The 13,073-nt window shown below is 55.0% G+C and carries 9 protein-coding genes; 5 read left to right on the top strand and 4 right to left on the bottom strand.

Annotation, left to right across the window (positions count from 1 at the left end):
• Positions 1 to 126: 126 nt before the first annotated feature.
• The 4 genes from csrD to JQC75_RS02125 form a co-directional block, all read right to left on the bottom strand.
• Positions 127 to 2,034, bottom strand: coding sequence for an RNase E specificity factor CsrD (gene csrD / locus JQC75_RS02140; RefSeq protein WP_203325867.1), 1,908 nt, complete (start codon positions 2,032 to 2,034; stop codon positions 127 to 129).
• Positions 2,035 to 2,183: 149 nt separating this feature from the next.
• Entirely contained in the window at positions 2,184 to 3,431 is a 1,248-nt protein-coding gene (locus tag JQC75_RS02135; protein ID WP_203325866.1) for a malic enzyme-like NAD(P)-binding protein, read from the bottom strand.
• Positions 3,432 to 3,933: 502 nt separating this feature from the next.
• Positions 3,934 to 4,146, bottom strand: a complete 213-nt coding sequence (gene rpmE / locus JQC75_RS02130) for a 50S ribosomal protein L31 (RefSeq protein ID WP_011758567.1) — start codon at positions 4,144 to 4,146, stop codon at positions 3,934 to 3,936.
• A 147-nt stretch (positions 4,147 to 4,293) separates the two neighbouring features.
• Complete coding sequence (locus JQC75_RS02125) at positions 4,294 to 5,019, bottom strand: FimV/HubP family polar landmark protein (protein ID WP_203325865.1); 726 nt, start codon at positions 5,017 to 5,019, stop codon at positions 4,294 to 4,296.
• Between the two features lie 122 nt (positions 5,020 to 5,141).
• Here JQC75_RS02125 and priA point away from each other — a divergent pair, with 122 nt between their 5' ends.
• The 5 genes from priA (at position 5,142) to hslV (ending at position 13,064) form a co-directional block, all read left to right on the top strand.
• A complete protein-coding gene (gene priA, locus JQC75_RS02120) occupies positions 5,142 to 7,337 on the top strand; it encodes a primosomal protein N' (protein WP_203327093.1) in 2,196 nt (731 codons plus the stop codon).
• A gap of 165 nt (positions 7,338 to 7,502) precedes the next feature.
• Complete coding sequence (locus JQC75_RS02115; protein ID WP_203325864.1) at positions 7,503 to 9,350, top strand: hypothetical protein; 1,848 nt, start codon at positions 7,503 to 7,505, stop codon at positions 9,348 to 9,350.
• A gap of 500 nt (positions 9,351 to 9,850) precedes the next feature.
• Complete coding sequence (gene argS, locus JQC75_RS02110; RefSeq protein WP_203325863.1) at positions 9,851 to 11,596, top strand: arginine--tRNA ligase; 1,746 nt, start codon at positions 9,851 to 9,853, stop codon at positions 11,594 to 11,596.
• A 3-nt stretch (positions 11,597 to 11,599) separates the two neighbouring features.
• On the top strand, positions 11,600 to 12,157 hold the full coding sequence (locus JQC75_RS02105) for an SPOR domain-containing protein (RefSeq protein WP_203325862.1): 558 nt from the start codon (positions 11,600 to 11,602) through the stop codon (positions 12,155 to 12,157).
• A 382-nt stretch (positions 12,158 to 12,539) separates the two neighbouring features.
• Positions 12,540 to 13,064 carry an ATP-dependent protease subunit HslV gene (gene hslV, locus JQC75_RS02100; protein ID WP_203325861.1) on the top strand — a complete coding sequence of 175 codons (525 nt, stop codon included), beginning with the start codon at positions 12,540 to 12,542 and terminating at the stop codon, positions 13,062 to 13,064.
• The last annotated feature ends 9 nt before the right edge of the window (positions 13,065 to 13,073 follow it).

The following is a 13,073-nucleotide window of genomic DNA, read 5'->3' as shown; positions in this document are numbered from 1 at the left end:
CAAGTCAGGGAAAGTGGGCGGCGATGGCGTACTAATTAGTTATTTTTAATAAGTATTATGCAGAGAATACACCATAAGATAGGCCGAGGGCCTGCGTTTCACAAGGGTTTTGGCACAAATTGCCACTCAGGTCTGCTGCGGATCACCAAAGTAGCTGCCCTGACCGGCACTTACCCCCAAAATCAGCAGCGTTTGCCACTCCTCAAAAGAGCCTACCCCCTCGGCAAACACCTGCACATCGGTACGATATAAACTGCCAATAAGACTGCGGACAAACAGCTGGTTCTCAGGGCGCAAGTCAATTTGGCGCACCACTGAGCGATGCAGCTTGATAAAGTTAAAGCCCAGCTCGCGGATATATTGGGTGCTCACCACCTGCTGCCCCACATGATCCACACAAATGCGGCTGCCCATTTTGCGCAGCATATTAAGCTTGGACTCGAGCTGGCTTCGGTGCTTCATCACCATGTCTTCAGTAACTTCAAACACCAGCCTGGATGCCAGATGACGGTATTCAAGCAAGGTAGTTTGCAACCAGCGTACAAAGGCGCGACTGGTCAGCGAGTCCACACTCAGGTTGATGCTGTAATGCCGGGTGGCGTTGCCGGTATCCGACATCAACTCAAACAGGGTGCGCTCGACCACCTGCCGCTCGATTTGTGGCATCAATCCACACTTCACCGCCATGGGGATAAACAAAGTCGCCCTCACCAGGCTGCCCATGGGGTCGCGGACCCGGGTAAAAATTTCATGGTGATGTTGGCTGCCATCACCTTCGCACACAGGTTGGGTAAAGGTAACGAAATTCCGGTTAACCAGAGCGTTTTCAAGAAAGGAGCGCCAGCGTACTGAGCCCTTGGCAAATTCTTGATCCACTGCGCCCTTGTCATACATAAACCATCCGCTTGCCCCCTGCAGCTGCGCGGCGCGCAGGGCCATATCGGCCTCGTCCAGCAAAGGCTCCGGCATATCGCCTTCTTTAAAGTAAGCGCCCCCCAGATGGAAAAAGTTATCGGCTTCTTCAATTTTGGGCAGCGGCTGCGCCAGACAGATTTTCAGCAGCTTGTCGGCCAAGGCGTCGGCCTCCACCAGGGAGATTTGCGGCACGACGATGGCCAGCTGATTATGGGAGCGGCGGGCAAAAATACTGTTGGCCTGGGTTTGCAGCACCAGATTGATGGCGTTGATGGTGCTGTGGAGCAGCTCGAGTACCACTTCATCGCCAGCCTCCTGTTGCAGGATATCCAAATCTTCCATTTCAAGCAGATACAGGACTCCGGGTGCCAGCATCCCCTGATCGCTGGAGAGGGCATTGAGGCGGTTTTGCAAAAACAGCCGGTTACCTATCCGGGTTTGGGGGTCGAGGAAGGTATTGGAGCGAATAAATTTATCGAAACGGGCGCGCTCCTTGTGGGCATCGGCAAGCTCCGCAAGCAATCTTGAGAGCGCCCGATTGATTAGTCGTGGTTTACCGTTCCCGGGGGTTTTGGCCGCCTCATCCAGCTTGCCATCGAGGATTAGTTTGCTGCGCTGCGCCAGCGCCTCTATGCCTTCAAGCTCGGCGGAAAACCACAGAAATCCGAAGCGCACAAATCCCGCCACTGCCACTATTCCCACCAGCAAAATCATCAGCTCACGCCAGCCAAGGCGGTGTGCCGAAAAGGGACGGGGCAGCTCCAGCCGCATCTGGATAGCATCATTGCCATAGAGGGTTCGCTCGTACAGTACCCTTTGATCCGAACCCAGATTGCCCTGATATTCAAACACCAGCTCATCACCCTGGGTCAAACGGAAACTGACCGCGTTGTAGGCCAGCAGCATGGGGGGCAACCAGGTGTCGAGGTCCCAGCTGCTCTGGTGCTGATAGTGGTTAACCAACATGGTTTCAAGCTCTGCGACCTTTTGCTGCTGAAAGCGATAGGTCAGCTGCACGAAGCTCATCAGAGCGCTGAGCAAAAACACAAAAGCGACCGCCGCCAGCGACATCATCCAGAAGCTGATGAGTTTTTTGGTCAGCATGCGAGTCAGTTGCATGAAATGGGGCCGTCCTGATGTTTTAGTTCTTATAGGCCGGCAGCGCGCCGGCGGGACAATGCAAATTGTTAAAAATTATCAGGTACTCAATAACAAAAGGCAACCACAAGGGTTGCCTTTATCTGCCTTTACCGCGCCAGAATTACGAATCAGGCCAGGTAGTTCTCTGGCAGGGTGTCGATGGCGGCAACGCCTGAATCGATGGCGGCCTGAGCCACAGCACGGGCTACCCTTGGCAACAAACGCGGATCCATGGGTTTTGGCAGAACATACTCTGGGCCAAAGCTTAAGCTGCTGACATTGGGATAGGCGGCAAGCACAGAGGCGGGAACCGGTTCTTTCGCCAAATCAGCAAGGGCATGCACAGCGGCAATCTTCATTTCATCGTTGATGCGTGCAGCACGCACATCCAGGGCACCACGGAAGATAAAGGGGAAACACAGCACATTGTTTACCTGATTGGGGTAATCACTGCGGCCGGTACCCATGATGATGTCCTTGCGGATATCGTGGGCCAGTTCCGGCTTGATCTCCGGGTCTGGGTTGGAACAGGCAAAGATCACCGGATTATCTGCCATCAAGAGCACATCTTCGGCGCTCAGCACATCCGGACCGGAAAGCCCCAGGAACACATCGGCCCCCTTAATCACATCCTGCAGGGTGCGCTTGTCGGTGTTATTGGCAAACAGCGCCTTGTATTCGTTCAGATCGTCACGGCGGGTGTGGATAACGCCTTTGCGGTCCAGCATGTAGACATTTTCACGCTGGGCACCACACTTCACCAACATGGTCATACAGGCGATGGCGGCAGCGCCGGCGCCCATACACACGAACACCGCTTTATCGATGGATTTACCCTGAATTTCCAGCGCGTTTATCATGCCGGCAGCGGTGACGATGGCGGTACCGTGCTGATCGTCGTGGAACACAGGAATGCTGCAGCGCTCAATCAGCTCACGCTCAATCTCGAAACACTCGGGCGCCTTGATGTCTTCCAGGTTAATACCACCAAAAGTATCGGCAATGGCCTCAACGGTATTGATGAACTCTTCTGTGGTGCGGTGCTTCACCTGAATATCGGTGGCATCTATGTTGGCAAAATGCTTGAACAGCAGGGCCTTGCCTTCCATCACAGGCTTGGATGCCAGGGGACCCAAATTACCAAGCCCCAGAATGGCGGTACCGTTGGAGATCACCGCCACGGTATTGCCCTTGGCGGTATAACGATAGGCATCGGCAGGATTGGAGGCTATTTCACGAACAGGCTCGGCCACACCCGGGCTGTAGGCCAACGCCAGATCCATGCTGGTTTCAGCGGGTTTGGTAAGACACACAGCCATTTTTCCAGGAACCGGAAATTCATGATAATCGAGTGCTTGTTGACGAAAGTCTGCCATTTTTTAATCCTGAACGACGTTTTTATGGGTAAATCCGCGGGTAAAGGGCCTCGCTGCCGCGAGTTCGGACCCCTTCACTGAGGTCATAAAGATTACGCGAATTACCAAGGCTTTGAAACCAACCTTCAACAAATTTCAGGGACTTGATTACCACCAAAGCATCAAAGCGTCATTTTCAGCAATTAACTTTGGAAAAAAAATGCCAAACCATTAATTAACTTTGTTGTTTTTATACCTAAGCAATTCATAAAATCAGCCTTTTTGGCGCAATTCAAAGCGACTTATGTAGCAAAATTACCAAATTTAATTCCATTTTCGCTGTTACACCGGGAATCACAGTCGAAAGTCACAAAATCATCGCTTGAAAAACAAACTCATCTGACCTCGATGGAGGCAATAGGATTCTTGGTTGGAATGAAGGAAAAACGAAGGACTGAGTCAGGCTGAAAAGCAAAAAGGGCACCACGAGGGTGCCCTTTTTATGAATTCATTGCTGGTGCAATTACTTCTTGCCAAGCATACCGAAACGCTTGTTGAACTTGTCGATACGACCACCAGTGTCAACCACTTTCTGGGTACCTGTGTAGAATGGGTGACAAGCACCACACACGTCCAGGTGCAGGTCTTTACCTACAGTGGAGTTGATCTTGATAACGTTACCACAGGTACAGGTGGCAGTGATCTGGGCGTATTCAGGATGGATACCTGGTTTCATCGGGATTACCTCAAAGTAAAGGCCATGTCGCTCTTCCAACCCGAAGTCGGACACCACATGCAGTTAATAACAAGTATGTTAGGGCGCAGAATGGTACAGGATCTCCCCCATACTGACAAGCGGATTATCGTTTAAAAAGCCAGCGATTCACTCCAGACTTTTGGCTTCAAACAGGCGTCTTGCCTCCCGGGTATCCGGATAGCGTCCAAGCAGCGCGGGCGACGGACAGGCCAACTTGGCATCCTGCTTAAGCCCGCCGATTTTCCCTTTGGTAAAGGCGCTGGGATTGGCATCAAACAGTGCCATCATGGTGCTGTATACGTTGGTATTCCAGCGAGGCGCATAACGGCTGGCAATGCGCCAGAGGGTTTCGCCCTGCTGATACTCAACGGTGCAGCCACTGCTGTCATTGGCGGCGCTGATGGCAGCCACTTGTGGGGCCGGAGGCCTGGCCACAGGCACGGCTTCGGGAGCCAGCAGTTCGGCGGCTTTCCTTGGCGCGGCTGCCGGCGTCTTGGCGATTCGTTCCTTGCCGCCAAAGAGCGGTATCACCTTATATTCCTGCCACTGATTGACCACGTATTCGCGTACCACCAGCTCAGCATTGGCGTCTGTCACGTTGTCGACACCAAACAGCAACAACATAAAGTTGTTGAGGGGTTCTACCATGAGCTTTTCTTCACGGGTGCCCTGGCGCACCACAAACTCCAGTCGCGACAGATCACTGCGCTCAGACACTATGTTGACTCGCAGGCGCGGATATTCTCCCAGGGTAAATTGGCTTTTATTGATACTCACATGGGATAAACGCGCCTGTGCGGGCGTCAGGGCCTGAACCATCAACAGCAAGGCAAGGATGAAAAGTCTTGTCATTGTTTTTCCTGCATCGTTTTTCTTGCATTGTTTTTTTGCATAGTGACTGGGCTGCTTTAGCTGTGGCTGAGTTCCCACGCTGCCGTTACACTAGAGGCAACTCAAGCCAGATGTACCTGATTATGCCACAGTTTGTTGAAGTTGCCCTGCCGGTTCCCATGCGCCGCAGCTACAGCTACCGATTGCCAGCACACACAAGCTCCGCGCCCTGCCCCGGTAAAAGGGTCAAGGTGCCCTTTGGCAAACAACAACTGATAGGCCTGATTACTGCCACCAAAGACAGCTGTGAACTGCCCGACGCCCAAATTAAGGAAATCATTGAGATAATCGATGATGAACCGGCGTTGTCTGAACCACTCTATAAACTGACTCTCTGGGCCGCAAGGTATTATTTTTGCAGTCAGGGACAGATGCTGACCCAGGCACTGCCTGTGGCACTGCGCAAAGGCGCCGATGCCGCGCCAAAGAGCCGCACCTGGCTGAAACTCACGGATAAGGCCATCGAAGCCGGTGTAGCAACGCTGAAAAGAGCACCCGCGCAGCAAAAACTTGCAGAGATGCTGATGCAACACCCCCTGAGCCTTGACGAGTTCAACGCCTTGGAGCTCAGCAAGGCGGCACTGAAAGGCCTCGAAGACAAGGGCTGGGTGCACCGTGGACAGGTTCCCGTAGACATCAATCTTGGCTGGCGCACGAGCCTTGAGCTTGGTGAAACGCCCCACAAACTCAATAAAGAGCAGGCAGTGGCGGTAGCCGCCATCAATGCCGCCCAGGGCTATGAATGCGCTCTGATTGAGGGCATCACGGGTTCAGGCAAGACCGAAGTCTATCTGTCGGTATTGGAAAAGGTATTGAGCGAAGGCAAGCAGGCACTGATTTTGGTGCCCGAGATAGGCCTGACACCCCAGACCATTGATCGCTTCCGGCGCCGATTCAAGGTTGAAGTCGCCGTTATCCACTCCAACCTCACCGACAATCAACGCCTCGATGCCTGGCGTGCCGGGCGAAGTGGGGAAGCCGCCATCATCATAGGCACCCGCAGCGCCCTTTTCACGCCCATGGCCTTCCCCGGTATTATCATCCTCGACGAAGAGCACGACAGCTCGTTCAAGCAGCAGGAAGGCGTGGGCTATCACGCCCGTGATTTGGCGGTGATGCGCGGCCACCTTGAAAACATTCCCGTGGTGCTGGGCTCGGCCACCCCCTCGCTGGAGTCGCTTCAAAACGCACTCTCAGGCCGATATCGCCACCTGCATCTGGGGGAGCGCGCCGGCAACGCCAAAAAGGTACGCCAGGGCATTATCGATATCCGTAACCAACCGCTGAAAGCAGGCATGTCGTCGGCACTGCTCAACGAAATGCGCCTGCATCTGGATGCAGGCAATCAGGTGCTGCTGTTTTTGAACCGTCGTGGCTTTGCCCCGGCGCTCCTGTGCCATGAGTGCGGCCATCTGCACGAGTGCGATCGCTGCGATGCCTTTTTTACCGTGCATCAAAAGCTCGGCGAAATTCGCTGTCACCACTGCGGCAACCAATATGCCATTCCGCGCCAGTGTCATAATTGCGGCTCCACCATGCTCATGGGTCAGGGCATAGGCACAGAACAGCTCGAGCAAGTATTAAAGGAAGAATTCCCCAAATACCCAGTGGTGCGCATCGACAGAGACACCACACGCCTCAAGGGCTCACTGGAGAATCACCTGCAGGCCATACACCGCGGCGACTATAAAATCCTGGTTGGCACCCAGATGCTGGCCAAGGGACATCACTTTCCCGACGTCACCCTGGTGGGCCTTTTGGATGTGGACGGCGCTCTGTTCAGCGCCGATTTCAGGGCTCCTGAACGGTTTGGCCAGCTCTATACTCAGGTGGCGGGCCGCGCCGGGCGCGCAGCCAAACCCGGCACTGTGCTTTTACAAACTCACCAGAGTGATAACCCCATATTGCGGGAGCTGATGCATAAGGGCTATGGCGAGTTTGCCAGGGGCCAGCTCAGTGAGCGCAAACAGGCGGCACTGCCACCGGCGTGGCACATGGTGCTGGCCCGGGCCGAGGCCCACAGGGCAGAAGATGCCGAGGCCTTTTTGGCTGCCATTGCCGCCATGCTGCCAAGGGACAAGGGGTTTGAGGTGATAGGCCCCCTGCCCGCCCCCATGGATCGCAAAGCGGGCAAGCACAGACGTCAGTTGATGTTTCAGGCCGAGCAGCGTCAGGGATTGCAGCAAGCGCTCGAAGCCATCCTGCCTGCCATCGACCTCCTGCCCGAGGCCAAGCGCTGCCGCTGGAGCCTTGACAGGGATCCGCAGGATTTGTTGTAACGAACACAGTCAAATTAAACCTGTAACCAACTGATTATTAAGCGTTCAAATCTTTTCAAAAAGAATCACACCTCACTTTTGTCGGTCTTTCTTATGCTGTCACTTGGGTGCAATACCCAAATCCCCAACCGGGACTAAACGGACGCATATATTAAGGATCGAATCATGCACAAATCCCTCTTCTTTCGCGGTGGCCTGCTGCTGCCGCTGGCACTTGGCCTGGCCGCCTGCGGTGGCAGCGACGATGACGACAACACCGAGCAACCCACTGAACCTGCTCAGTTGAAGATAGGTGGCAGTATCAGCGGCCTTAATGGCACCCTGGGGCTGACGCTCACCGCCGGCAGCACGCAAACGCAAAGTGTTTCTGGAAGCAGTTTCCAGTTCGCCAACAGCGTGACTGAGGGTACGAGCTTCAGTATCAGTATCAGCAATCAACCAGATGGCCAGGTGTGCAATATCACTGGTGCAAGCGGCACATTGAACAGCACCACTGCCAATGCCGCCCAAATCAGCTGCGCCGGTGTTCAGGCAGGGCTCTTCCTCGACAGTCCGGTAGCCGGTATAGGCTATCGGACCGAAACCCAGAGTGGTGTTACCGATGCCATGGGGAACTACAAGTATTTGCCGGGTGAAACCGTGGTGTTTTTCATTGGCGATCTGACTTTCCCTGCCGTTGAGGCCACCGGGTTGGTTACCCCCAATGATTTTGCAAAGGGCGATGCCATTACGGTTTCCAACATCGCCCGCATACTGCAAACGCTGGATGAAGATGCAGACCCCAGCAATGGTATTTCACTGTCACAGGCCACCACAGATGCCTTTAACGGCACGGCGCTGGATATCGGCAGCACGGGTTTTGCCGACGCCGTGGCTCCAGTGCTGACAACATTGGATAACCGTACCCTGGTGAGCGACGCCGACGCCAGGGCCCATGTTGAAACCTCTCTTCGGCAACAACTGATTGGCAGCTGGCTGTTCAAAGAAGGCGACGGCATGCGCAACATCCTGGCCTTTGTAGATGAAAGCCATTATCTGATCCTGCACGAGCACACTGACGATGGCGATCAGCAGGCGGGCAGCGCCGAGCTTGGCAGTTACGAGTGGGATCCTCAAACCGGGGACATCAGCCTTACCCTGATTGACGAGTCAGACAACAGCGGTGGCTTTTTCGATAGTGGCAGCCACGATGTGAAGTCCATGACGCTGGGTGAGTCGCTGACCATTCAATTCAGCGAGGACAGCATAACCCTGACTCGAATAGATGATGGCAGCAGCCCGCTTGCCGGCTCCTGGAAGTTATGGGAAGAAGCCGATGAAAACCTCACTGTGGTGGTATTTCTCTCAGACACCGACTACGCCCTGGTGCACACCAACAATCAGGAAAGCTACGCCGAATCTTCGCCTCGGGTGCTGTCCGGTGAATTTGGCCAATACCAGTGGAGTGACGCTGGCTTCAGCGTGACTGACATAACAGTAGATGCAGACGGCCCGGGCGGCCTGTACGATAAAGACAGCTCAACCTCGGGTGACACACTGACACTGAAACCTTTCGGCGAAATCTGGTTCAAGGATGCCGAAGATGGCCGCTTCAGTCTGCCGAAACTCGAACGTTTCGGTGCCATGCTGCAGGATTACGACAGCAGCCAACCGCTTGGGCAGGTAAGCCTGATCCGCGCCAGCGAGGGATTCAGCGACGCCGATGTGCTGTTACAAGAGTTCAGTTTGGATTTCAAACTTTTCGCTGGCGACACGGGTACCTTCCATGTCTATTTCGGTGCCGACGGCGTCGGCACCATTTGGGAAGGTGAAGAGCCCAGCCTGGCAATGAACTGGCACATCAATTTGGCTGGTTCCATCGAGATTACCTACACAGATACCGCCGAAACCCGGTTCGAAATGGTACTGGCGCCGATTGCAGGGAAACCCAACGCCGTGCTTATCTCCCTGACCTCATCAGAAAGCGAAGACTCCCTGTGGCAGAGCCAGATGATGGCCGGGCCAGCCAACTGAACAGACTGAAGCCACCCACTGCAGGATGCAGCCTCCGGGCTGCATTTTTTTAGTAACAGTTATTTGAATAACAGATAAAAAAATCGCGGCTAAAAAGCCGCGCAAGGTGGGATGTCAATGAGCTTTGTTCACCAAAGCAGGCAAACAGGAGTGAGAAACAGGTAAAAAATAGGGCCACAGAGGACACACCAGAGCAAATTTGCATTTCACTCTGCCGCCTCTGTGAGGCCATAAGTCGCTGGTCAGCAAATCTGCGCTAACAAGAACAAGCTACCCAGCATAACCAACATCCATGTCTAACGAACCATGTGACACACTATGCACCAGTCACCATGAACTCCCCTTTGGCAATGCATGAATTAATGTTCATCTACAAAAATCGTCAGAGTGCTTTGGTTTTTTGCTCAAAAAGTTCCTTCTGCCAATAGCCAGCCGGGGGGCGCAGAGGCTACAATTCCCGGTTATTCCCGTTAAACCTTGCAGTCAGTAGATACAGGCCGATGAAAGAACTCATTCAATCCTTGCTCGAACAAACCCTTGAATCCTTGAAAGCCCAGGGCATAGTGCCCGCCGACTTTGAAGCGCGCATTCAGGTCGACCGAACCAAGGACAAGAGCCATGGCGATCTGGCCACCAATCTGGCCATGATGCTGACCAAGGTTGCAGGTAAGCCGCCGCGCGAACTGGCCCAACTTATCATCGACAACCTGCCCGCCTCGGCGCAGGTATCCAAGGTCGAAATCGCCGGTCCCGGCTTTATCAACTTCTTTATCGACGAAAATGCCCTGGCCAACCAGCTCAAGGCGGCCATTGGCGATGCCATGCTGGGCGTAAAAGCCGCTGCGCCTCAAACCGTGGTGGTGGACTACTCTTCCCCCAACCTCGCCAAAGAAATGCACGTAGGTCACCTGCGCTCCACCATCATTGGTGACAGCGTGGTACGTGCGCTGGAATTCCTGGGCCACAAGGTCATCCGTCAAAACCACGTAGGTGACTGGGGTACCCAGTTCGGCATGCTGCTGGCCTACATGGAAGAGCTGCGCGCCCAGGGTGATGACAAGGCCAATCTGGAGCTGTCAGACCTCGAAAGCTTCTACCGCGCCGCCAAGCTGCGCTTCGATGAATCCGATGAATTCGCAACCCGCGCACGCCAGTTGGTAGTTAAGCTGCAAAGCGGCGACGAGTATTGCAACAAGCTGTGGCGCGAATTCAACGACATCTCCCTGAGCCACTGTCACGATGTGTACGCCCGCTTGGGCGTGAGCCTGACCCGTAAAGACGTACACGGCGAGAGCGCCTACAACGCCGATTTGGCGCAAGTGGTGGCAGATCTCGATGCCAAGGGCCTGCTGGCCATCAGCGACGGCGCCAAGGTGGTATTCCAGGAAGAGTTCCGCAACAAAGACGGCGAGCCACTGCCGGTGATCATCCAAAAAGCCGACGGTGGCTTCCTGTATGCCACCACAGATCTCGCCGCCATGCGCTACCGCTCCGGCACCCTGAATGCCGACCGCGTGCTCTACTTTGTGGATCTGCGTCAGGCACTGCACTTCCAGCAGGTATTCAGCCTGGCTCGCACCGCCGGTTTCGTACGTGACAACATGACCCTCGAGCACATGGGCTTTGGCACCATGAACGGCGAAGACGGCCGCCCCTTCAAAACCCGCTCCGGCGGCGTGGTGAAGCTGGTTGACCTGCTCGATGAAGCGGTCGAGCGTGCCGAGCAGCTGGTTCGCAGCAAGAACCCGGATATGGATGAGGCCGAAGTCAAAGAAATCGCCCGCGTGGTGGGCATTGCCTCGGTGAAATACGCCGACCTGTCCAAGAACCGCAGCAGCGACTACATCTTCAGCTTCGAACAGATGCTGAGCTTCGAAGGCAACACAGCCCCCTATCTGCTGTACGCCTACACCCGTGTGGCCGGTATCTTCAAGAAGGCCGAGAACATCGATTTGTCTCATGCTGAGCTGGTGCTCGAGCACGACAAAGAGAAGGAACTGGGTAACAAGCTGGCCCAGTTCGGTGAAATCCTTGCCCGCATGGTGGACAAGGGTCAGCCACACATCCTCTGTGGTTACCTGTACGAGTTGGCAGGCGCCTTCTCCAGCTTCTACGAGGCCTGCCCTGTGCTGAGCGCCGAGAGCGAAGTGGCCCGTGACAGCCGTCTGCTGCTGTCCCGCCTGACCGCCGACACCCTCAAGCAGGGCCTGTCACTGCTGGGTATCGAGACGCTGGAGCGCATGTAATCCATGAGTCGCGATTACGCCAATCGAGCGCCACGGGGTAAAGGCCGTGGCGGCAACAGGAATGCCCGCACGCCGGGGCGGAAGCCCTGGCTCGCGCTGATTGTGGTTGTCGCATTGGTGGCAGGCTTCGGCTATTTTCTGTGGACCATCAAGGGCAGCGCCGACCAGGTGGAACCGGTCAAGACCGACACCCGGGCCAGCAAGCCCAAAAAGGATCCCAACGCCCTGCCGCCAAAGCCGCAGGAAGAGTGGACCTACCTGAAAGAGCTGGAAAACAAGCAGGTCGAAGTGGATGTTCCCCCGCCCGAAACCATGCGATCTGCTGGCCCTTATCAAATGCAGTGCGGCTCTTTCCGCGAAATGTCCCAGGCCGAGAAGATGAAGGCTGTCATCGCCTTTCAGGGCATGGAGGCGCAAATTCGCAAGGTTCAGGGTGGCAGCGGCACCTGGTACAAGGTGGTGATAGGCCCCTACGAGCGCAAGCGTGAGGCTGAACGTGCCCGCCACAAGCTGCAGGCCATCGGCATGAACACATGCCAAATCTGGCTGTGGCAAAACTGAGCATCAGCTCATATGTTCAACAAGCCATCGGCATGAACACCCGTCAGACATTTCTGGCTGTGGCAAAACTGAGCATCAGCTCATGTGTTCAGCAAGCCATCGGCATGAACACATGCCAAATCTGGCTGTGGCAAAACTGAGCATCAGCTCATGTGTTCAGCAAGCCATCGGCATGAACACCTGTCAGACATTTCTGGCTGTGGCAAAACTGAGCCACAGCACACAACACTTAAGGTCGCCTGCGGGCGACCTTTCTTTTGGCCCTTGAAAATCCTTGCTCACCTGAAACTCTTTACTCACTTGAAAAGCGGGCGCACGACCCCATATAAGCAGTATTCGTCCCCCGAAGGCCAACCCTTCGGACGCTAAAAGAGGATCCATTGTGACTACTATCGTATCCGTGCGCCGTAACAATCAGGTGGTCATCGCAGGTGATGGCCAGGTATCCCTCGGCAATACCGTGATGAAGGGCAATGCCCGCAAGGTTCGCCGCCTGTACCACGGCAAGGTATTGGCCGGATTTGCCGGTGGCACCGCCGATGCTTTCACCCTGTTCGAGCGCTTTGAGGCCAAGCTGGAAATGCACCAGGGTCATTTAATGCGCGCCGCGGTGGAACTGGCCAAAGACTGGCGCACCGACCGCATGCTGCGAAAGCTCGAGGCCCTGCTGGCGGTGGCCGATGCCGAAAGCTCGCTCATCATTACCGGTAACGGCGACGTGGTGCAGCCCGAAAACGATTTGATTGCCATCGGCTCAGGCGGAAACTTCGCCCAGGCCGCCGCCACGGCGCTTTTGGAAAATACCGACCTTGGTGCCCGTGACATTGCCGAAAAGGCCCTGACCATCGCCGGTGATATTTGCGTATTCACCAACCAGTTCAAGACCATCGAAGAACTGAGTTACTGAAGGAATTGC

Source organism: Shewanella litorisediminis (assembly GCF_016834455.1).
Taxonomy (GTDB): Bacteria; Pseudomonadota; Gammaproteobacteria; order Enterobacterales; family Shewanellaceae; genus Shewanella; species Shewanella litorisediminis.
The sequence above is the reverse complement of the archived record's forward strand: the minus strand, read 5'-3'. Positions and strand labels throughout refer to the sequence as shown.

Excerpts from the sequence above, each read along its gene's own strand:
- csrD (WP_203325867.1), bottom strand. The coding sequence starts at position 2,034 with ATGCAACTGACTCGCATGCTGACCAAAAAACTCATCAGCTTCTGGATG.
- JQC75_RS02135 (WP_203325866.1), bottom strand. The coding sequence starts at position 3,431 with ATGGCAGACTTTCGTCAACAAGCACTCGATTATCATGAATTTCCGGTT.
- rpmE (WP_011758567.1), bottom strand. The coding sequence starts at position 4,146 with ATGAAACCAGGTATCCATCCTGAATACGCCCAGATCACTGCCACCTGT.
- JQC75_RS02125 (WP_203325865.1), bottom strand. The coding sequence starts at position 5,019 with ATGACAAGACTTTTCATCCTTGCCTTGCTGTTGATGGTTCAGGCCCTG.
- priA (WP_203327093.1), top strand. The coding sequence starts at position 5,142 with ATGCCACAGTTTGTTGAAGTTGCCCTGCCGGTTCCCATGCGCCGCAGC.
- JQC75_RS02115 (WP_203325864.1), top strand. The coding sequence starts at position 7,503 with ATGCACAAATCCCTCTTCTTTCGCGGTGGCCTGCTGCTGCCGCTGGCA.
- argS (WP_203325863.1), top strand. The coding sequence starts at position 9,851 with ATGAAAGAACTCATTCAATCCTTGCTCGAACAAACCCTTGAATCCTTG.
- JQC75_RS02105 (WP_203325862.1), top strand. The coding sequence starts at position 11,600 with ATGAGTCGCGATTACGCCAATCGAGCGCCACGGGGTAAAGGCCGTGGC.